Below are 20,340 nucleotides of genomic sequence, written 5' to 3' on the forward strand. Positions count from 1 at the left end.
CCGTGTCGGCCAGGGAACGACCGGGTCCGGTGAGGCAGACTGAGGTCATGGGCGACCACCTCGAGGCCCTCGGGACGTCATCGCGCCGCTTCCCCCAGGCTCCGGAGAGTGTGGCGGAGGCCCGGCGGTTCGTGCGGGCCGTCCTCGGCGACGCCGAGCCGGACCTGGTGGACACGGCCCAACTCCTGGTCAGTGAGCTGGTGACCAACGCCGTCCTGCACGCCCGCACCGAGGTCGAGGTGGCCGCCCGCGTCGACGGCGGGACGGTCCGTGTGCGGGTCCGCGACCGCCGGCCGGACCGCGGGCTCGTACCGCACGGATGCCCGCCGTACGCCGGTTCGGGACAAGGGCTGTCGCTGGTGGCGAAGCTGTCGTCGCGGCGGGGCGTCGAGACGGGTGCCGACGGCAAGACGGTGTGGTTCGAGCTGCGGCCCGGGGGACCGCCCCGGCATCCGGAGGAGTGGGACCCCGTCGTGGCACCCCCCGGCCCGGGCGTCACGGTGACGCTGCTCGACGTGCCGGCGGCGCTCCACACCGCGGCCCAGCAGCACCGGCACGCCCTGCTGCGCGAGGTCGCCCTGGCCGTGCGCACCGGTCACGGTCCCGGCGTCCCCCCGGGGGACCTCGCCGTCGCCCTGGACATGAGCCAGCTGATCACCGCGGCCGTGACGGCCGCGCTGCGGCGGCAGCCCCGCGAGCAGGCCATCCGCTCGCTGCCCCTGACGGTGCCGCCGGACGCCGAGCCGTCGGTGCAGACCCTGCGCGCGGTGCTCGACCTGGCCGAGGAGAGCGCCCGGGAGGAGCGCCTGCTGACCCTCCCGGCGCTGCCGCGCCAGCGCCTCTTCCACCAGTGGCTGTTCGACCAGATCGTCGGCCAGCTGGCCGGGGCGCTCCCCACGGCGTGGACGGTGGTGCCCGGGGAGCCCGGCACCAGTCCCTCGGAACTGGTGGCGTGGGACGCCGGGCAGGTGCGGGCCGCCACGGTTCCGACGATCGCCGCCGACGAGCGGAACCTGATCATCGCGGTGAACGGGCCGGCGGCGGACCTGCTCGGCTGGCACGCGGACGATCTCGTCGGGCGGCCGCTCACCACGCTGGTCCCGGAGCACCTGCGGAGGCGGCACGTCGCGGCGTTCACGTCCCTGCTGCTCAGCGGGCAGCCCAGGATCCTGGGCCGCTCGGTGCCGCTCCCCGCGCTGCACCGCGACGGCCGGCTGGTTCCCGTACGGCTGTTCATCCAGCCGCAGGAGACGGCCGACGGCCGCACCGTCTTCGTCGCCCAGCTCGCCCCGCGGGCGGCGGTCCCCGGTTCCTCGGCGCACCCGCCCGGCCGCGTCCGGGCCACGGCGCAGCGGGAACCGGAGCGGCCGCCCGCCCCGGCCGCCGGAGCTCCCGGCGGGGGCGCGGACCGGTCCGCGCTGGAGCGGTTGTCGCTGCTGGCCGACACCGCGGCCGCGCTGAGCAACGCGCCGAACCTGGACGAGGGCCTGGAGCAGGTGGGCCGGATCCTCACCCAGCGGCTCGCCGACTGGTGCGCGGTGGACCTGTTCATGGAGAACGCCCAGGTGGAGCGGGTGTCGATCGCCCACCGGTCCTCCCGTGGCCCCTGGCCCGAGGAGTACGGGGGCCGGCTTCCGCCGGTGTCCGACGCCGCCCGGGGGCCCCTGGCCCGTGCGCTGCGCGGGGCGGGCCCGCTGCTGCTCACCGAGCCGCTGTCGCCCGGTCAGGTCGCGAGTCCGCTGGACGCCCACTACCTGGGGCTGTTCCGGACCATGGGAGCGGACAGCGCGGTCGTCGCCCCGCTCCGGGCCCGCAGGCAGATCATCGGTGCCCTGACGGTGGCCCGCCGCGGACGGGGCACACCGTTCGCGGAAGGGGACCTGCCGCTGATCCACGACCTGGTGGGCAGTCTCGCCCTGGGCGTGGACAACCTCCGCCTCTACCAGGAGACGCGCAACATCGCCGAGCGTCTCCAGCGCTCGCTGCTGCCCAGGCTGCCGGAGGTCGGCCACCTGCGGCTGGCCGCCCGGTACGCGGCCTCCTCGACCACCGCGCAGGTCGGCGGCGACTGGTACGACAGCTTCGTCCTGCCGGACGGCCACACGGCGCTGGTCATCGGCGACGTCACCGGGCACAACCTGGACGCGGCCATCGCCATGAGCCAGCTGCGCAGCATGCTGCGGGGCATCGCCATGGACCGTCAGGAGCCGCCCGGGACCGTGCTGCGCCACCTGGACCTGGCGAACCACACCCTGTACCGCGAGTCCACCGCCACCTGCATCTACGCTCTGGTCAAGGGTCCCGAGGACGGGCCCTGGGAGCTGGTGCACTCCTCCGCCGGACATCTGCCGCCGCTACTCGTTCACCCGGACGGCCGTACCCGCTACCTGGAGGACGGGGCGGGGCTGCTGCTCGGGGTGGACCCCGGCACGGTCCGCCCCCACGGCCACAACGCCGTCCCGGCGCACTCGACGGTGCTGCTGTACACCGACGGCCTCATCGAGCGCCGCGCGGAGCACCTGGACGACTCCATGGAGCGGCTTCGCCGGCACGCCTCCGCGCTGGCCCGGGAGCCGCTCGAGGTGTTCTGCGACGAGCTGCTGATCGGGCTGGGCGCCGACAGCGACGACGACATCGCCGTCCTGGCCGTGCGGCCCGTACCGCCGCGCTGACCTCCGTCCTGCCTCCGGGCCGGCGGCGTCGCCCGTCGGCGCGCCGCCACCGGTCCGGTGTCCCCGCGGTCAGCTGAAGGGGTCGAGGGTGAGGGAGGCCTGGCTCGGGTTGCCGTCGTGGACGAGCGACTCGTGGTGGCCCACGTCGTCGAAGGCGAAGGCGTACGCCTTGCCGTCGGCCATCTGCGCGTGGACGGCGCGGGCGTAGTGGTTGGTGACGGAGTCCCGGTAGAAGCCGCCGGAGCCGGAGTCGGGCTGGCTGGGGTTGGTCAGGAGCGTGGAGCGGTTGAATCCGGCGCACAGGGTGCGGGAGATCGGGCCGCGCACCTGGTCGTTGGGGGCGTCGAGCCTCCTGTGGCAGCCGAAGACGGAGGAGGCGTCCGGCTTCTGGAAGCTGGTGACGACGGCTCCCGCGCTGTTGGTGAAGTTCATGACGTCACCCGAGACCCGGCCGTAGTACTTGACGCCCGGCTGGTCGGCGAAGGGCGTGACGGTCAGGGTGGAGCCGGCGTACTTCTGCCAGACCCGGTTGATGTAGTCGTCCATGACCGATGCCGGCAGGGCGCCCGTCTCCAGTCCGTACAGGGGGGACAGGGCGCGCAGTACGGTGCCGTCGGAGCGGGTCTGGATCAGGTTGCCCCAGCCTCCGGACTGTCCCCTGAGGGTGTTGAGGACGGCGTTGTAACCGCCGGGCTTGAGCCTGCCGGTGCTGGTCGTGCTGCCGTCGGCGCGCCGCACGCCCACCGAGTAGGGCGCGGAGAACATGTCGACCTGGGTGCTGTTGAGCCACAGGCCGGAGTCGTTGAGGGTGTACTCGGACCAGTTGAAGAGGATGTTCCGGTTGGGGTCCGACGGGTTCTGCACGGCGGGCTGCACCAGTCCGCCGGTGGTCAGCTTGAACACGAGTTTCTGACCGTAGGAGAAGTAGATGCGGCCGGAGAACTTGGGGACGCGGATGGTCGTGGACCCTCCCGCCGCCGGGCCGGTGATCGAGGCGTCGGGCGCGGGGGTGGGCGGGTTGCCGCCGGCCGGCCAGGGGTGGAAGGTGCCGCTCGCGTCGGCCCAGCCCTGTCTGCCGGTCGAGAGCTGGGTGCCGAGGTTGTAGATGTACACCTGGTCGCCGCGGCCCGAGTTGTTGGTGATGGTCAGGGGGATGGTGTCCGGGACTGCGGCGTGGGCGGGGGCGGCCGTCCCCGCGGTGAGCAGTGAGCCGGCGATCACCGAGGCGATGGCCGTCCCCACGGTCAGGACGCGGCGTCCGAGCAGTCGGAGCATGCTCTGCCTCCGTTCGACTTCGTCGGTGGGGGGAAGGGAACGAGAGCGCTCTCAAGCGTTCCGCTTTGATGTACACATGTCAACCATGTGGTGCGCACGCGCCCCGGACCGGGGCGCGTGCGGACTACAGCCTCTCGGCCGGGAGGGACGCGTAGTGTTCGGCGAGGCCGGTCACCACCGGGTGGTCGGCGGGGAACACGAGGTCGTCCACCCTGGTGACGGGGACCACCCCGACGGCGGCGTTGGTCGCGAACACGGCCTCGCACGCGGCGAGTTCGGGCAAGGTGAGGCGGGCGGTCGTCCCGGCCCCGGCGCGACGCAGGAGCTCACGCGCGGTGCCCGCCAGGGCCGGGCCGTCGGGCCAGACCACTCGGCCCTCGCGGACGACGCCGACGTTCCAGGTGCTGCCCTCCAGCACCGTCGAGTCGCCGTCCGTGAACAGGACGTCATCGAAGCCGGCCCGCCGCGCCTCGCGCCGCAGCCGCAGCACGCCGAACAGTCCGACGCCCTTCACCTCCGGCAGGTCCCGGAGGTGGACCGCGGACCGCACCCGCAGCGGTTCCGCACCGGCGGCGGGCGCGGGCCTGGCCGTCACCAGCACCCGCGGGTCCGCGTCCTGTGCGATGTTGCCGAGGTGGAGGGCCGGATCGAAGACGGTGATCCGTACGGTGCACCGGCCCGTCGCCGGCACCGCCCGGCGCACCCAGGCCCGCACCCGTGCGAGGTCGAGCGGCGCGTCGAAGAGGACACGGCAGTCGCGGGCCAGACGGTCGAGGTGCAGTTCCGGTCCGCGGACCCGGCCGTCCTCGACCACCATGGTGGTGAAGTGGCCGTAGTTGGTCAGGGCCAGGGCCCGCAGCGCCTCCGGGTCGGCGGGCGAGCCGTTCAGTTCGGTCATGGAGTCCACCGTGCCACCCGCCGGGGAGGAAGGGGGCACCCGTCGGCCGCCCCGGCGGAGCACGCGCCGGCCGACGGGTACCGGAGTCACTTGATGAAGTCCTCGACGACCTTCGGCGGCCAGGTGCCGACCTTGAGCACGCCCATGGAGTAGGCCCGGGACACCAGGGCGGCCCGGTTCGGCACCTTGAGCTTCCGGAGCAGACCGGAGACGTGGTACTCGACTCCCTGGCGGCTGAGGTAGAGGCGGGAGGCGAGCGGCACGGTGGAGACACCGGCGGCTATGCCTTCGAGGATACGGGCGTCCACCTCGCTGAGGAGCTTCTTCCGGGGCACCACGACCCCGGAGTCCGCGCCCTCGTCGTCCGCCGCGGGCATCATCACCAGGATCGCGGCGACGTCCGGGACGTGGCTGCCGCGCACCGCCATCGCGGTCATCGGGAGCGTGTGCGCGGTGTCCTGGCCCACGGTGATGACCTCGGTGGCGAACCGGTGCCCCTTGCCCTCCAGCACGCGCGAGAACTGCCGCATCAGGGGCTGACGGACGCTGGGGTGCACCAGGTCGCAGAAGGGCCGGCCGCAGAGCTCCTCCGCGGGACCGCCGAACCGGCGGTCGAACTCCTGATTGACCTGCTGGATGGTCAGGGTGGGGTCCAGACAGGCCACCGAGGTGGGGGAACCGTGGACGTCGGCGGCCGCCGCGTCCAGCGCCCCGGGCCCGTCGGCGACGAGCGGACGATCCATGACGAGGTCGTGGGGGGAGAGCGTCAAGGGACTCAGACCCTTCTGCGTGGTGCGGCGAGGGAACCAGGAACACGGACGTCTTTCGGAGAGGACTCGGAAGTACCCGATCCCTCTGAAACGCCGTGCCGGTGAGTGAATGATGCGGAGATTACGGAGACGGGTATCCGCGGGTCAATGTGGAGCGGGGCCGGCCCGCCAATACTGTGGTCGACCCTTCGGCAGGTACGGTCCCGCACCGAAGGGGTCCGGCGTCCGGGGGTTCGGTGCGCCCGTGGCGCCCGCGAGCGGGCAGGCTGCTCATACACGACAAAATCCCTGGTGGGAACACGCAGAGGAATGCGTCCGGCACGCTGGGTCGACGGGAGCGGCCCGACGGGGCGGCCGGGCCCGCAGCGGGCGGGCGGGCGGTCCGCGGGCGGGGACGGCGCCACACCGCGGGCCCGGCACACGGAAACGCCCGGGCACGGTGAGGTAATTCCACACACCGTTTCCGGGCGTTCGGAAAGGGCTTTCCCTCTGGATCCGGATACCTTTTACGTGCCGGAAATCAGGGCGATCAGTTCCCGTCGGCCGGCGATGCCGAGTTTCCGGTAGGAATGGGTGAGGTGCTTCTCCACCGCCCGGGAGCTGACTCCCATGGTCTCGGCGATCTCCTGGTTCGTCAGACCCCTGCACGCGAAGGCGGCGACCCGGCGTTCGGTGCGGGTGAGGACGGCCTGCGGGGCGGGGACGGCGGAGAGCGGCGGCCCGCCGACGGCGGCGCGCTCCACCAGCCACGGCGCACCGCACGCGGTGGCCAGCGTGGCGGCCTCCCGGGCCAGGGCCTCCGACTCCACTCCCCCGCCCAGGCGTTCGGCGAGCGCGAGCAGGGCGCGGGCCAGTTCCAGCTGATGGGCGGAGCCGCGCAGTACGGTGACCGCCTGACGCAGCAGGGCCGTCCCCCGGCCGCCCTCCTCCAGCCGGCCCCGCAGGCGCAGCGCCCGGCCCAGACCCACCGGTGCCCCCCACCGTTCGGCCCGGGCGTGCTCCTCCTCCGCGAGGGAACGCGCGGCACGGAGGTCTCCGAGGCGGCGATGGACCCCGATGGCCCAGGGCCGCCAGGGGAACAGCACCGGGTTCTGCCAGCCGGCGGCGTCCAGGCGGCGGCCGCAGGACCGGAGGGAGTCCAGCGCTCCGGTGAGGTCGCCGGCCGCCACCTCACCGGCGGCCTGCAGCAGACGCAGCATCGCGGTGACGGTCAGCTCCTCGCCGCGGATCCGTTCGGCGCGCCGGACCACGCGCCGTGCCAGTGCGGGGTCCCGGGTCTCCAGCGCCACCATGGCGTGCGCGAGGGTGGCGACCGTACCGAGACCATGCCGGTCCGCCTCGGTCATGCGCAGGGCGGTCTCGGACTGTTCGCGGGCCTGGTCGAGCCGGCCCCGGGCGATGTGGATCAGGGCCCTTTCGATGTGCACCAGCGCGTCGGTCGGCGTGGTGTGCCGTTCCCGGGCCCGGTACTCGACGGCGAGCCAGGAGTCGAGCGCCTCCACGGAGTCGGCGGCGACCATGGTGATGACCACCAGGGGAAGGGTGGACTGGACGCGGGCGGAGGTCGCCGGCTCCCGGTCCAGGACGTGTTCCGCCCGGCGGACCACGTCCGCGGCCGGCAGGCCGGCGCCGAAGGTGGCGGCGAGGAGCAGGGCGATCGTCAGCTCCCGCTCGCCGCCGGTGTCCAGCGGCGGTGCGGAGCCGAGCCGCCTCAGGCGCTCGGTGGCGTCGGCGAGTTCGTAGGGGTTCTCGTAGGCGCAGTGGCGCAGCCGGGCCTCCAGGCGCAGGGCCAGGTCGCGATCGGTTCCGGTGAGCGCGGCGGCCGGCCCGAGCCCTTCCGCGGCCTGGCGCAGCAGCTCCACCACGCCGGACGGGGCGGGGCCGAGGGGGGTGGGGGCGATGCGCAGCACCGCCGCGGCACGGTCCCGCGCCTCGGGCAACAGGCCGATCGCCTGAGCGATGTGCCGTTCACAGGCCGACGGGTCGAAGACGCGTTCGGCGGTGCCGAGTTCGACGAGCAGGCGGGCCCGGTCGACGCCCTGCGCGGCGCTGTCGAGGAGGGCGCGCCGCAGGTAGCGGACCGCGGCGTCGGGGGCGCCCCGGCGCAGGGCGGTGTCCGCGGCGGACCGCAGGACGTCCACGGTCCACGGCTGGTGACGGGTGACGACGGCCATGAGCTGTGCGGCGACCTGCTCGGCGGGGCGGCCCGAGGCGTAGAGCAGCGCGGCCGCCTCGTCGTGGAGCTGCTCGCGCCGGACCATGGTCAGGGTCGACTCCACGGCGTCCCGGACGACCCGGTGGACGAAGCGCGGCTCGCCGGGCGCGACGACGAGCCCGAGGGCCGCCAGGGCGCGCAGCGCCGCCGTGTAGCCCACGGGATCGAGGCCCGCCAGACGGGCAACGTTGTCAGGGTCGACGTGGTCGCCGAGCACCGCGATGGCGGCCGCGAGGTCGCGGACCGGCTGGTCCTGGGTGCGCAGGATCCCGGCGAGGCGATTGCGCAGCTGCGAGGGGCGCAGTGAGCGTGCCCGGTCGGCGTGTTCGGCGAGCGGCCGCAGGCCGGCGTGTTCCATGCCGAGCAGGATGGACATCAGGAACAGCGGGTTGCCCGCGGCCGTCTCGTGACAGGCGTGGACGAAGGTGTCGTCGCCGGGCTCGCCGAAGCGTTCGCGCACCAGCTCACGGGTGGCGGCGAGGCTGAGCGACGCGGGCCGCAGGGACTGGGTGGCGGCCTCCCTGACCTCCCGCACCAGGGTGTGGTGGGTGCGGGGGTCCCCGTCGCGCAGGGTGCACACGACGACGGCCCGCAGGCCGTGCAGCCGTTTGGCCAGGTAGGTGAGCCAGCGCAGGGAGGGCACGTCTGACCACTGGAGGTCGTCGACGAGGACGAGGAGCCTGCCGTCGGCGCTGACGTTGGCCAGGAGGGACAGCAGGCCGTGCAGGACCGCCTCGGTGGCCGCGGCGGCCTGGTCCGCTCCGGGGGAGGCGCTGTCGTCGGCGAAGACGTGCCGGGCGAAGGAGGCGTGGGCGTCCATCCAGCGGGCGCGGGTGTCCTCGGACGAGTCGGACAGCAGGCTCTCGAAGAGCTGTCGTACGACTCCGAAGGCGAAGTCCTGTTCCATGGGCGCCGCGTTGGCCCGCAGCACCCGGATGTCGTCGTGGCCGTCGGCCAGGGCGGGCAGGGACCGCAGCAGGGCTGACCGCCCGATGCCGAGCGGGCCGGTGACCAGGATCAGGGAGGACCTGCCCCGGCCGGCCGCGGCCAGCGCCGCGTCGACCAGGGACGTTTCGGTGGTGCGCTCCAGCAGCATGCGGTCAGTCCTCTTCCGTGCCTTGGACCAGGGCGCGCAGTTCGTCGCGCCCCCGGATGCGAAGCTTGCGGTAGACACCGCTGAGGCGCAGTTCCACGGTGCGGGTGGTCACCGACAGCGCGGCGGCTATCTCCCGGTTGACGAGACCCCGGGCGGCGAGCGAGGCGGCGGCCCGCTCCCCCGGCGAGAGGGTCCGCCACGCGGACGGCGGTGCGTCGGCGAGGGCCCCCGCGGGCGTGGGCGCGAGGATGCCGGGACGCCGTGCCACGACGCCGTACGGTCCGGCGACTCCTGTGCCGGCCCCGCCGGCCGCCGGTGCGGCGGCGGCCGTCACGCGGTCGGGCTCGCCGCTCTCGGCGGAGGCCAGTGCCACGACCGCGCGCGTGTAGGCGGCCCGGGAGGGGGCCCGGCCGAGGCTGTCGACGGCCCACCGGAGTCGTTGGACGCGGTCCTCCCCGCTCATCGTGGCGAGGCAGAGCTGGGCCGCGCCGATGGAGCCGGGTGTGCCCCAGCGCTCGGCGAGTTCGAGTTCCTCCCGCGCGAGCCTCAGGGCCTGTGCGGTGTCGCCGAGGGCGTGGGCCGCCTCGGCGGCCCCGGAACGCCAGGGAAGGAGCGCCGGGTTGGTCCAGCCGTACTGCAGGAGCCAGCGCCCGCAGGCCCGGAAGAGCGACCGGGCCCGGTAGGGGTCGTCGTCGGCCTGGGCCAGCAGGCCGCGGGCGAACAGCAGTCGGGCACCGCTCACGGCCTCCTCGGCGGGGGGCGGCACGGGGCGCCCGGCGGCGGCACGCGCCCGGTCCGGACGGCCGTTGGCGAGGTCGGTGAGGATGCCGAGCGCCGTCCAGTAGGGGTAGGACAGCGGGTGCCTGCTGTCCGGGGGCAGTTCGCGGTCGGCGGCGGCCAGGTCGCGGGCGGCGGAGTCGGGACGGCCGTGCCTCAGGTGGAGTTCGGCGCGCAGGGAGAGCACCCGGGCGACGGACACCGAGCAGTGTGCGCGGTGGGCCTCGGCCAGCAGGGCGCACAGGTGCGTCTCGGCCTCCTCCCCGTCCTCGGTGAGCAGGAGCGTGCGGCAGGCCAGCAGTCTGGGCACGGTGAGCGGGGGCCGGCCGGAGGGATCGGGGGCCAGGGCCGTGCGGGCCTGCCGTCGGGCCTCCTCGCGGTCGGCGCCCCGTACGGCGGTCTCCCACGCCCGCACGCCGTTCACGGCCGGGTTCCGCGAGGCACGGGGCAGCTCCGGTGCGGGCGGGAAGGCGACCTCGCCGGGCATCCGGCACAACGGCTGCGCCACCCGGAACAGGGCGGTGAGTTCCTCGTGCCGGTCGGTGGCCCCCTCCGCCTCCCCCGGACCGGGCGGTGTCCCCCGCGCCTCGTCCGGCCGGCGGCCGGCGAGGAACTCGGCGAGGGCGCGCCGGACGGTGTCCGTGTCCCCGCCGAGGAGACACAGGTCGCCGGCCCGCGCCCGGAAGTCCGCGGCCGCCTCTCCCGGTTCGCGGATGATGCCGCCCATGCGGCGCCCGGCGGCGACGGGCGCGATCACCAGTTCCACGCGGGCCAGTCGGAGCAGGACACGGATGCGGGTCTCCTCGGACAGTGGTTCGGCCAGGGCGCGGGAGATGTAGGCGGCGGCACGGTCGCGTCGGCCACCGCGGAGCGCGGCGGCCGATGCCCGGCACAGCGTGTCCACCGCCCACGGGGCGCCGACCGGGCGGGCCGACAGCAGCAGGTCGCCGATGCCCTGGTCGTCAGCGGCCGCCCGGTGGGCCAGTTCGGCGGCGCGTGCGTGCAGGTCGGCGCGCTCTCCGGTGGGCATCTCCTCGATGACGCGGGCGCGCACGACCGGACCGCGCACCCGGAACCGGCCGTCGCGTACGACGACCAGACCGCTGTCCAGCAGGGCGGCGCGGAGCCGGGTCTCGGACAGGGCACCCGGCTCGCTCAGGGTCAGTACCAGCGGGAAGTCGAGGAGGTCGTCACAGACCGCGAGGGCGCGCAGGACGTCGAGGGCGACGGGGTCCCGCACCCCGTCGAGCGCCGCGGCGGCGTGCTCGCCGGTCACGTCGGCCGCGAGGGCACGGACGTGCTCCACGTGGCCGGCGTCCGGTGGGTGCCCGGCCCGGGCGAAGCGGCGCAGGGTGTCCCGTACGACGGCGGGGTTGCCCCCGGTCGCGTCGGCGACGGCGGCGACGAAGGAACGGTCGCCGAAGGTGCCGCAGAAGGCCCGTACGGCGTCGGCCGTCCCGGTCCGGGTGAGGCCGGGCAGCGCCAGTTCGACGATGGTGGCCGAGCCGGTGAGCGGGGTGCCCGCGCACCAGTCGAGACCGATGTCCGCCGTGCGGATGCTGCCGGTGAGCACGGCCAGCGGCGCGCGGGGCAGCCGGCGTATCAGAGCCTCCAGCCAGCGCAGCGAATCGGGGTCGAGCTGGTGGATGTCCTCCACCACCAGGAGGGTGGGCCGCTCACGGGCCATGGTGAGCAGACGGGTGAGCCCGGGGAACCGGCCGGGTCCCCCCTGGTCGAGGAGGAGATGCGGCAGTTGGTCGGCGAACCTCTGGTGTCCCGACAGCAGTTGGCCGACCACGCCGTAGCGCAGGTCCCGTTCCGCGGGTGTCGCGCGAGCCGTGAGGACGCACAGTCCCCGCTCGGCGGCGTGCCGGGCCGCCCAGCGCAGCAACTCGCCCTGTCCCGAGCCGGGTTCGCCCGTCACCGTGACCAGGGCCGGGCGGCCCGACCGCAGCTCCCCGATCACGGCGGACAGCACGGCCTGTTCACGGTCGCGTTCCAGGAGGAGGGCATCGGCGAGCGCCACCTCGTCGCCGTGGGGACGCCCGTGTCCTTCCTCGCCCGCCCGGCCCGGGACGTTCATCGGATCGCCTTGTGCCGGCGTGGCCTCACCGGGTCGCATCGGGTCCGGTGTGCCCCTCGCGGAGGCCGGGAGGGAGCAGGGTGTCCTCGTGCAGGGCGCCCGCGAGTTCGGCACGGCGGGTGATGCCGAGTTTGCGGTAGATGCTCGTGAGGTGGAGCTCCACCGTGCGCACCGTCACGAACAAGGACTCCGCGGCCTCCCGGTTGGTCACTCCCGAGGCGACCAGCGCGGCCACCGTGCGTTCCGTGCCGGTCAGCATGTCCAGCGGTGACACCGTGACCTCCCGCATCCTGCCGCCGGCCCCGACCAGTTCCTCGCGGGCCCGCCGGGCGAGCGCCACGCAGCCGCAGCGGCGGGCGAGCGCGACCGCGTCCCGCAGGTGTTCGCGTGCCTCACCCGGTGCGCCGTCCGCCAGCAGGGCCCGCCCCAGCAGCAGCAGCGCGCGGGCGTGGTCGGCGCGGGCCGGCGAGTCCGCCAGCCGCCGTACCGCCTCCCGGAGCCCGGCGATTCCTTCCGGGCCGGGTGTGGCGACGCCGCGGGCCAGGGCGGCGTAGCCCAGGGCACGCGGGGTTCCCCAGCGTTCGGCGGGTCCGGCACCGTGGTCGGCCGCCGCCCTGGCCTCCTCGAAGCGGCCCGACTCGGCCAGCAGACAGGCGGCGTCCAGCCACCAGGGGGCCAGGACCGGATTGGCGAGTCCCGTCCGGGCCAGGGAGTCCCCGCAGGCACGCAGCAGTTCGAGAGCGCTCTCCGAGTCACCGTGCGCGTACCGTGCGCGCGCCCGCGCCATGAGGTACCAGTGGTACTCCCACGCGAAGTCCTCGATGCGCGGGCGTTTGATGGTGCCGAGCATCTCCTCGGCCCAGCCGGGCTCACCGCGTTCGACGAGGGCGAGCGCGCAGGCGATCTGCGGCTGGACGGCGCCCTCGCCCCAGTTCCTCTCCTCCTCCAGCAGGTCGAGGGCGGTCTGGGCGTCCGCCAGGGCCTGGAGGACGCCGCCCCGGTCCAGGTGGACGAAGGCGCGGGTGGAGAGCGCGAGGACGTACGTCCACACCGCCGCGGTCCGCCGGCTGTCGCGCAGCACCGTCTCCAGCGCGTCGAGCGCCTCGCCGGTCTCGTCGGCGAGGGAGAGCGCGAGGGAGGCGGGCAGCAGCGACCACGCGCCGGGGGCCGTGCCCGGGGAGCGCAGGGCACGCCGGGCCTGGCGGACCGACTCGGCGGCGGAACGGCCGTCCATCGCGGTGAGTACGGTGAGCATGGCGAGCTGCTGGCGCTGGGCTGGCGTGTCCCCCGGCGGCGGGGTCAGCAGGGCGGCCCGTTCGCGCACCGCGGGCAGGGTGCTCTTCTCGTCGGCACCGACGATCAGCAGGGTGGCTTCGGCCGTGGTGAGGAGTTCGCGGTCGGCGGGTTCGGGGTCGGTGCCGAGTGCGGTGTGGAGGGCGTCCAGGGCCTCGGTCAGTACGCGGGCGCCTTCGGGTGACCGCTGGACGCGCAGGCAGATCAGGGCGAGCCGGACGGCGACCGTCGCGCGGGTGCGGACGTCGTCGGCGAGGGCCAGTGCCTCGTGCAGCAGTGCCAGGGAGCGGGCCGGGTCCGTCTCGGAGAGGACTCCGGCGAGCCGCATCCGGATCTCCGGAGTGTCGGGCCCGGCCTCCAGGACGCGCTCCAGGTAGCGCGCGGCGGCCTCCGGGGCTCCCCGCTGCTCCGCCTGCGCGGCGGCGTCCAGGAAGACGGCGGTCATCCACGGCTGGTCGGCCCTCGGGAGGAGCAGCAGCTGGCCGGCGATCTGCTCGGGGGAGCGTCCGACGTCGCTGAGCAGTTGCGCGGCCCGGGTGCGCAGATCGGCCAGGGCCGTGGGACCGAGCGTGGAGAGGATCGCCGCACGCACCATGTCGTGCACCAGTTCGCTCCGGTCGGACTGGACGAGGGCGAAGCGGCGCAGGAGGTCCACGGCCTCCTCGGCCTGCACGGCGGACACCCCGGCGAGGGCGGCGAGGTGTTCGGTCCGTTCGGGACCGAGCACGGCCAGGGCCCGGGCCACCTCGCGCACTCCGGCCGGCTGACCGTGCAGTGCCTCGTGCACGGAGCCGGCGACGACCCGTCCGCCCAGCTCGGTGATCCGCCGGACGCCCGTGTCGTCGGGACTCACCCCGCCGGTGCGCAACTTGTGCAGGATCCGCTGGAGTTCCAGCGGGCTGCCGCCGGTCACGGCGGTGAGGGTGTCCACGAAGGACGGCTGCGGCGGGGCCTCGGGGAAGGTCCGGCGGACGAGTGTCTCGACGTCGCGGGCCGACAGTGCCGGCACGTGCAGCGCCAGGTGCCGGTGGTGGGCCACCAGGTCGGTCAGGGCGGGGCCAGCCGTACGCTCGGACGCGGTGCGCTGGGCGAGCGCGACGAGCAGCGGCATTCCGTCGGCGCGGCGCAGGAGGAAGTCGAGCCAGCGCAGGGACCGTTCGTCGCACCAGTGGACGTCGTCGAGGGCCAGCACCAGGGGGCGGTCCGCCATGAGGTTGGCGGCGAGCCAGTACAGGCCGTTCAGCGCGGGGTAGGTGGCGCCGGGTGCGGTGTCCCCGTCGACGCGGTCGGGGGCGAGGGCGGGCAGGGCGTGGCGGGCGCTTCCCTCGAGCAGCGCCGGGGCACGGCCGCGGCGGGTGGTGGTGAGGCCGAGCGGTCCGAACAGGGCGCGTACACCGCTGTATCCGTTGCCGGAGTCGATCGCCCTGCAGGACCCGTACAGCACGGTCATGCCGTCACAGGGCCCGCCGGCGTCGAGGGCGGCCCTCAGCAGCGAGGTCTTGCCGACCCCCGCCGGCCCGTCGAGGACGATCAGCCGGGGCTGCCCGGTACGGACGGCGTCGGCTTCGGCGGCGAGCGTCCGCAGGAGGGCCTCACGGCCGACCAGGGGAAGGGACGGGCCGGTGCCCCGTTCCCGGTTCGTCACGTGGTCTCCCTTGCGTCGTGCTGAGGCCGGGGCAACGCTCCGCTGGACAGCCCTCCGTCGTCGGCACATACGGAACGCTCGGTGCGCCCACCGTACAGGTAACGCCGGTTGCCTCGGCGCGAGCCGGCCCCGTGCCCCGCGCCGGATGTTCCGTCCGGCGCGGGGCAAGTCTAAGGATTTCCTGGTTACGGCCGTGAGATCAAGATGGGGTGCGGTCGGCGCCGCCCGACTCGGGCCCCGGCCGACGGGCCGCACACGGACAACTCCGTCCTGCCTGTCCGCCTGCCGGCCGTGCCCGCGCGGCCGGCCGGCGACTTCGGCAGTCACCTCGTGAAAGGGCCCTCATGGACTCCGCCGCACGGCCGATCTTCTTCGTCGGTCTCCCCGAGAGCGGACTGCTCAACCCGTTGCTGGTGCTGGCCGGGGAACTGGCCCGGCGTGGTGTGCCCGACCTGTGGTTCGCCACCGATGAGCACCGGCGGGACGACGTGGCGGCGCTGGCCGCCGACTCCGCGGTGTCGTTCGCCTCGCTGGGCGAGGTGGTGTCCGAGCTGTCGGCGGTGACCTGGGACGACGCCGTGTACCGGGAGGTCACGCAGTCCTCGCGGTTCAAGGCGCACCGCGCCGTGGTCCGGCAGTCGTACCGGCCTGCGCTCCAGGCGCGCAAGTACCGCGCCCTGGAGAAGGTGGTCGAGGAGGTGCGGCCGGCGCTGATGGTGATCGACTGCGTGAGCGGTTTCGGTGTCGACCTGGCGCTCGCCCACCGCATTCCGTACGTGCTGTCGGTGCCGTTCGTCCCGAGCAACGTGCTGACCTCGCACAACCCGTTCGGCGCGTCCTACACCCCGAAGAACTTCCCGGTCCCCAACTCCGGTCTGCCGCTGGAGATGACCCCCCGGCAGAAGCTGGCGAACACCCTGTTCAAGTGGCGGACGCTCCTGATGTTCCTGCACCCGTCGATGGGCAAGGTACTCAAGGAGGACGCCGCGATCCGCAAGGAGCTCGGCATCGCCCCGCCCAACTCCATGACCCGGGTGGACGCGGCCGAGATGGTGCTGTGCTCCTCCATCCCGGAGCTGGACTACCCCTTCGACGTCCCGGAGAAGCTCCGGCTGGTGGGCGCCCTGCTGCCGCCACTGCCGGAGTGCCCGGACGACGAGGACCTCAGCGGCTGGCTGGACCGGCAGTCGTCGGTGGTCTACATGGGCTTCGGCACCATCACCCGGCTGACCCGCGAGGAGGTCGCGGCGCTGGTGGAGGTGGCCCGCCGGATGTCGGACCGCCACCAGTTCCTGTGGAAGCTGCCGAAGGAGCAGCAGCACCTGCTGCCGCCGGCCGCCTCACTGCCCGGCAACCTGCGGGTGGAGAGCTGGGTGCCGTCCCAACTGGACGTGCTGGCCCACCCGAAGGTGTCGGTGTTCTTCTCGCACGGCGGCGGCAACGCCTACCACGAGGGCGTCTACTTCGGTAAGCCGCAGGTGGTGCGGCCGCTGTGGGTGGACTGCTTCGACCAGGCGGTGCGCGGCCGCGACTTCGGCATCAGCCTCACCCTGGACCGGCCGGGGACCGTCGACCCGGACGACGTCGTCGACAAGCTGACCCGGGTCGTCGAGGACCCGTCCTTCCGTGAGCGGGCGGAGCGGCTGGGCGCTCTCCAGCGGGCGGCCGGCGGGCGCAAGGCCGCGGCCGACCTGATCCTGGGCCTGCTGCCGAGACCATGACACCAGGCCGCCCGCCGGCCGGTGCCGGACCGTCCGCCCCCTTCTTCCAGCCATCGCACGCACCACCGCAGCGAGGACGCATGTCTTTCACCCACCCCGTCTCCCGGCCCACTCTGGGCGGGCGCGAACTGGAGTACGTCACCGACGCCGTCACCGGCGGCTGGATCTCCTCGCAGGGCCCCTACGTACGGCGCTTCGAGGAGGCGTTCGCCGAGTGGAACGGCGTGGCGCACGGCGTCGCCTGTTCCTCCGGCACGGCCGCGCTGACCCTGGCGCTGCGCGCCCTGGGCATCGGTCCCGGCGACGAGGTGATCGTGCCGGAGTTCACCATGGTGGCCTCCGCCTGGGCGGTGACGTACACCGGGGCGACGCCCGTCTTCGTGGACTGCGGCGACGACCTGAACATCGACGTCTCCCTGATCGAGGAGAAGATCACCCCGCGCACCAAGGCGCTGATGCCGGTGCACGTCTACGGGCGCCGCTGCGACATGGACGCGGTGATGGACATCGCGCACCAGTACAACCTGCGGGTGGTCGAGGACTCGGCGGAGGCGCACGGGGTGCGGCCGGTCGGGGACATCGCGTGCTTCTCGCTCTTCGCCAACAAGATCATCACGGCGGGCGAGGGCGGGATCTGCCTCACCGACGACCCGCGGCTGGCCGGACAGCTCGCGCACCTGCGGGCCATGGCGTTCACCCGCGACCACAGCTTCCTGCACAAGAAGCTGGCCTACAACTTCCGCATGACGGCCATGCAGGCCGCCGTGGCGCTGGCCCAGGTGGAGCGGCTGGACGAGATCCTGGCCGCCCGCCGGGAGATCGAGGCCCGCTACGACGCGGGGCTCAAGGACGTTCCGGGGATCACGTTGATGCCGCCGCGGGACGTGCTGTGGATGTACGACCTGCGTGCCGAGCGCCGCGAGGAGCTCCGGGCCCATCTGGCCGGACGGGGCATCGAGACCCGGCTGTTCTTCAAGCCCATGAGCAGGCAGCCCGGTTACCTCGATCCGGTGTGGCCGTCCCTGAACGCGCACCGCTTCAGCGAGGACGGCCTGTACCTGCCCACCCACACCGGACTGACCGCCGCCGACCAGGAGTACGTGATCGGTGCCGTCCGGGAGTTCTGCTCCGCGGACTGACCGCCCGTACGCGTCCGCCGACCGGCCGCCCGTACGCGCCGCGGCATCGCGCGGCACCCCTGGACACACCTGGACACCTCAGGAAGAGGAAGAAGGAACGGACATGACGACCAGCACCGGCCCCACGGTGGTCGGCTTCCCCCGGCGCACACCGGAGGAACCGCTGCCCCTGTCCCAGTACGCGAGCCACCGCGAGCAGAACGGTCTGGTCCTGTCCCACCTGCCGAACGGGGTACCGGTCTGGCTGGTGACGCGGCACGAGGACGTGCGCGCGGTGCTGACCCACCCGAAGATCAGCGCCAACCCGGAGAACGAGGGCTTCCCCAACGTCGGCGAGACGATGGGGGTGCCCAAGCAGGACCAGATCCCGGGCTGGTTCGTCGGGCTGGACTCCCCCGAGCACGACCGGTTCCGCAAGGTCCTCATCCCGGAGTTCACCGTGCGGCGCGTCCGCGAGCTGCGCCCGGCGATCGAGCGCACCGTGGACGAGCGCATCGACGCGATGCTCGCCGCGGGCGACCACGCCGACCTGATCGCCGACTTCGCGCTGCCGGTGCCGTCCCTGGTGATCTCCTCGCTGCTCGGGGTGCCGCCGGCGGACCGTGACTTCTTCGAGTCCCGCACCCGCACCCTGGTCGCCATCCGCACCTCCACCGACGAGGAGCGGGCCACCGCCACCCGGGAACTGCTGCGCTACATCAACCGGTTGATCGCCATCAAGGAGAAGTGGCCCGGCGACGACCTGATCAGCCGGCTGCTGGCCACCGGGCAGCTCACCAGCGTGGAGCTGTCGGGCGTGCTGCTGCTCCTGCTGATCGCGGGGCACGAGACCACCGCCAACAACATCGGCCTCGGTGTGGTCACCCTGCTCACGAACCCGCAGTGGATCGGCAACGAGCGGCTGGTGGAGGAGCTGCTGCGGCTGCACTCGGTGGCCGACATGGTGGCGCTGCGGGTCGCCGTCGACGACGTGGAGATCGCCGGGCAGCTCATCCGCAAGGGCGAGGGCATCGTCCCGCTGCTGGCGGCCGCCAACCACGACACCGAGGTGTTCGGCTGCCCGCACGCCTTCGACCCGGACCGCTCCGAGCGCCGGCACGTGGCGTTCGGCTACGGCGTCCACCAGTGCCTCGGCCAGAACCTGGTCCGGGTCGAGATGGAGATCGCCTACCGCAAGCTGTTCGAACGCATCCCGACGCTTGAACTCGCCGTTCCGCAGGAGGAGCTGGCCTTCAAGTACGACGGGATCCTGTTCGGACTCCACGAGCTGCCGGTGCGCTGGTAGGCCACCGGCTCCCGGGTGCCGCCGGACGGTCCCGGCGGCACCCGGTCCCACCGTCGCCCGAGTACCCACCCCCACGAGGAGCAACGAGCATGCGCGTCACCGTCGACAGCGAGCGGTGCGTCGGAGCGGGCCAGTGCGCGCTGAACGCGCCGGAGGTCTTCGACCAGGACGAGGACGGGATCGTCACCCTGCTGGTGAAGGAGCCCGGGGAGGTGGACGCGGACGGGGTCCGTGCCGCGGGCGACCTGTGTCCGTCCGGCTCGATCACCGTCCATGAGGACTGACCGCCCCCGGACGGGCACGCGCGGCCCGGCGGGACACGCGGTGTCCGTGGTCCGATCCGTGCGGACGGCACGGCGTGCGTCCGCCGCATGTGTATCCGTCGCACGTGTGACAGACGCACATGTGGCAGACGCACATGTGGCGGTGGCGGACGGAAGGACTTCCGTGCCGGGACGGGCCCTCGGGGCCGGCCCCCGCACGGGGCTCCCGTGCGGGAGGTCCGGGGCCAGAGGCCCGGGTCTCCCGCCGGGGCGCAGCGGGCCGCGGCGGTCCGCGAACGGGAGGTGCGCCCGTGCGGACCGCCGCGGACCCGCCCGGCCGGCGGAACACCGCCGGCCACGGCATCACCGAAGGGACTCACACCGTGACCACCGCTGACGACACCGGGGCCCTGTGGCTGCGGCGCTACCACCCGGCCGACGCCGACGCGGTACGGCTGGTCTGCTTCCCGCACGCGGGCGGTTCGGCCAGCTTCTACCACCCGGTCTCGGCTCGGTTCGCCCCGGCCGCCGAGGTCCTGTCGCTGCAGTACCCCGGCCGTCAGGACCGGCGCAAGGAGCCCTGCGTGGAGGACCTCGGCCGGCTGGCCGACCTGATCGCCGAGCGGTTGCTGACGCTGGACGACCGGCCGTGCGTGTTCTTCGGGCACAGCATGGGCGCGGCGCTGGCGTTCGAGACGGCGTGGCGGCTGGAGCAGAAGGACGCCGGGCCGCGCACCGTCATCGCCTCCGGCCGGCGCGGCCCGTCGACCACGCGCGCCGAGGAGGTGCACCTGCGGGACGACGACGGGATCGTCGCCGAGATGAAGCGGCTGAACGGCACCGCGGCGGGTGTCCTCGGCGACGAGGAGATCCTGCGCATGGCCCTGCCGGCGCTGCGCGGCGACTACCGCGCCATCGAGACGTACTCCTGCCCGCCGGAGCGCACGGTGCGCTGCGGGATCACCGTGCTCACCGGCGACGGCGACCCGCTCACCACCGTCGAGGAGGCCGAGCGGTGGCGGGACCACACCGAAGGTCCGTTCCGGCTGCGGGTGTTCACCGGCGGCCACTTCTTCCTCACCCAGCACCTGACCGCGGTCAACGGCGAGATCGCCGACGCCCTCGGCCTGGCGCGGTCCGCCCCGGCGTCCTGACGTCCGCCCGGGTGCCGCCGGACGGCGCCACCCGGGCCGGCGCAGGAGTCGTGG

At 73.9% G+C, this 20,340-nt stretch carries 12 protein-coding genes; 6 read left to right on the top strand and 6 right to left on the bottom strand.

What is annotated here, in order from left to right; all coding sequences use genetic code 11:
* Nucleotides 1–47 precede the first annotated feature (47 nt).
* Nucleotides 48–2,672 carry a SpoIIE family protein phosphatase gene (locus ACH5AO_RS27005; RefSeq protein ID WP_398928994.1) on the top strand — a complete coding sequence of 875 codons (2,625 nt, stop codon included), beginning with the start codon at nt 48–50 and terminating at the stop codon, nt 2,670–2,672.
* Between the two features lie 69 nt (nt 2,673–2,741).
* On the opposite strand, the gene ACH5AO_RS27010 is transcribed toward ACH5AO_RS27005, so the two are convergent.
* From ACH5AO_RS27010 to ACH5AO_RS27035, 6 genes are all read right to left on the bottom strand, one after another.
* Entirely contained in the window at nt 2,742–3,947 is a 1,206-nt protein-coding gene (locus tag ACH5AO_RS27010; protein ID WP_398928996.1) for a glycoside hydrolase family 64 protein, read from the bottom strand.
* A 124-nt stretch (nt 3,948–4,071) separates the two neighbouring features.
* Nucleotides 4,072–4,845, bottom strand: a complete 774-nt coding sequence (locus tag ACH5AO_RS27015; RefSeq protein WP_398928999.1) for an aminotransferase class IV — start codon at nt 4,843–4,845, stop codon at nt 4,072–4,074.
* A gap of 86 nt (nt 4,846–4,931) precedes the next feature.
* Nucleotides 4,932–5,588: a PAS domain-containing protein gene (locus ACH5AO_RS27020; protein WP_398929001.1), complete on the bottom strand. Its 657-nt coding sequence runs from the start codon at nt 5,586–5,588 to the stop codon at nt 4,932–4,934.
* A 533-nt stretch (nt 5,589–6,121) separates the two neighbouring features.
* Nucleotides 6,122–8,926, bottom strand: a complete 2,805-nt coding sequence (locus ACH5AO_RS27025; RefSeq protein WP_398929003.1) for an ATP-binding protein — start codon at nt 8,924–8,926, stop codon at nt 6,122–6,124.
* A 4-nt stretch (nt 8,927–8,930) separates the two neighbouring features.
* Nucleotides 8,931–11,786, bottom strand: coding sequence for an AAA family ATPase (locus ACH5AO_RS27030; protein WP_398929005.1), 2,856 nt, complete (start codon nt 11,784–11,786; stop codon nt 8,931–8,933).
* A gap of 25 nt (nt 11,787–11,811) precedes the next feature.
* Complete coding sequence (locus ACH5AO_RS27035; protein WP_398929007.1) at nt 11,812–14,724, bottom strand: ATP-binding protein; 2,913 nt, start codon at nt 14,722–14,724, stop codon at nt 11,812–11,814.
* Nucleotides 14,725–15,068: 344 nt separating this feature from the next.
* Here ACH5AO_RS27035 and ACH5AO_RS27040 point away from each other — a divergent pair, with 344 nt between their 5' ends.
* The 5 genes from ACH5AO_RS27040 (at nt 15,069) to ACH5AO_RS27060 (ending at nt 20,286) form a co-directional block, all read left to right on the top strand.
* Complete coding sequence (locus ACH5AO_RS27040) at nt 15,069–16,445, top strand: glycosyltransferase (protein WP_398929009.1); 1,377 nt, start codon at nt 15,069–15,071, stop codon at nt 16,443–16,445.
* Between the two features lie 80 nt (nt 16,446–16,525).
* A complete protein-coding gene (locus ACH5AO_RS27045) occupies nt 16,526–17,584 on the top strand; it encodes a DegT/DnrJ/EryC1/StrS family aminotransferase (protein ID WP_398929012.1) in 1,059 nt (352 codons plus the stop codon).
* A 103-nt stretch (nt 17,585–17,687) separates the two neighbouring features.
* A complete protein-coding gene (locus ACH5AO_RS27050; protein ID WP_398929014.1) occupies nt 17,688–18,869 on the top strand; it encodes a cytochrome P450 in 1,182 nt (393 codons plus the stop codon).
* An 89-nt stretch (nt 18,870–18,958) separates the two neighbouring features.
* Nucleotides 18,959–19,153 carry a ferredoxin gene (locus ACH5AO_RS27055; protein ID WP_398929016.1) on the top strand — a complete coding sequence of 65 codons (195 nt, stop codon included), beginning with the start codon at nt 18,959–18,961 and terminating at the stop codon, nt 19,151–19,153.
* A 362-nt stretch (nt 19,154–19,515) separates the two neighbouring features.
* Complete coding sequence (locus ACH5AO_RS27060; protein ID WP_398929018.1) at nt 19,516–20,286, top strand: thioesterase II family protein; 771 nt, start codon at nt 19,516–19,518, stop codon at nt 20,284–20,286.
* Nucleotides 20,287–20,340 lie beyond the last annotated feature (54 nt).

The sequence above is a fragment of the Streptomyces sp. NPDC018964 genome (genome assembly GCF_044390325.1).
In the GTDB taxonomy this organism is placed as follows: domain Bacteria; phylum Actinomycetota; class Actinomycetes; order Streptomycetales; family Streptomycetaceae; genus Streptomyces.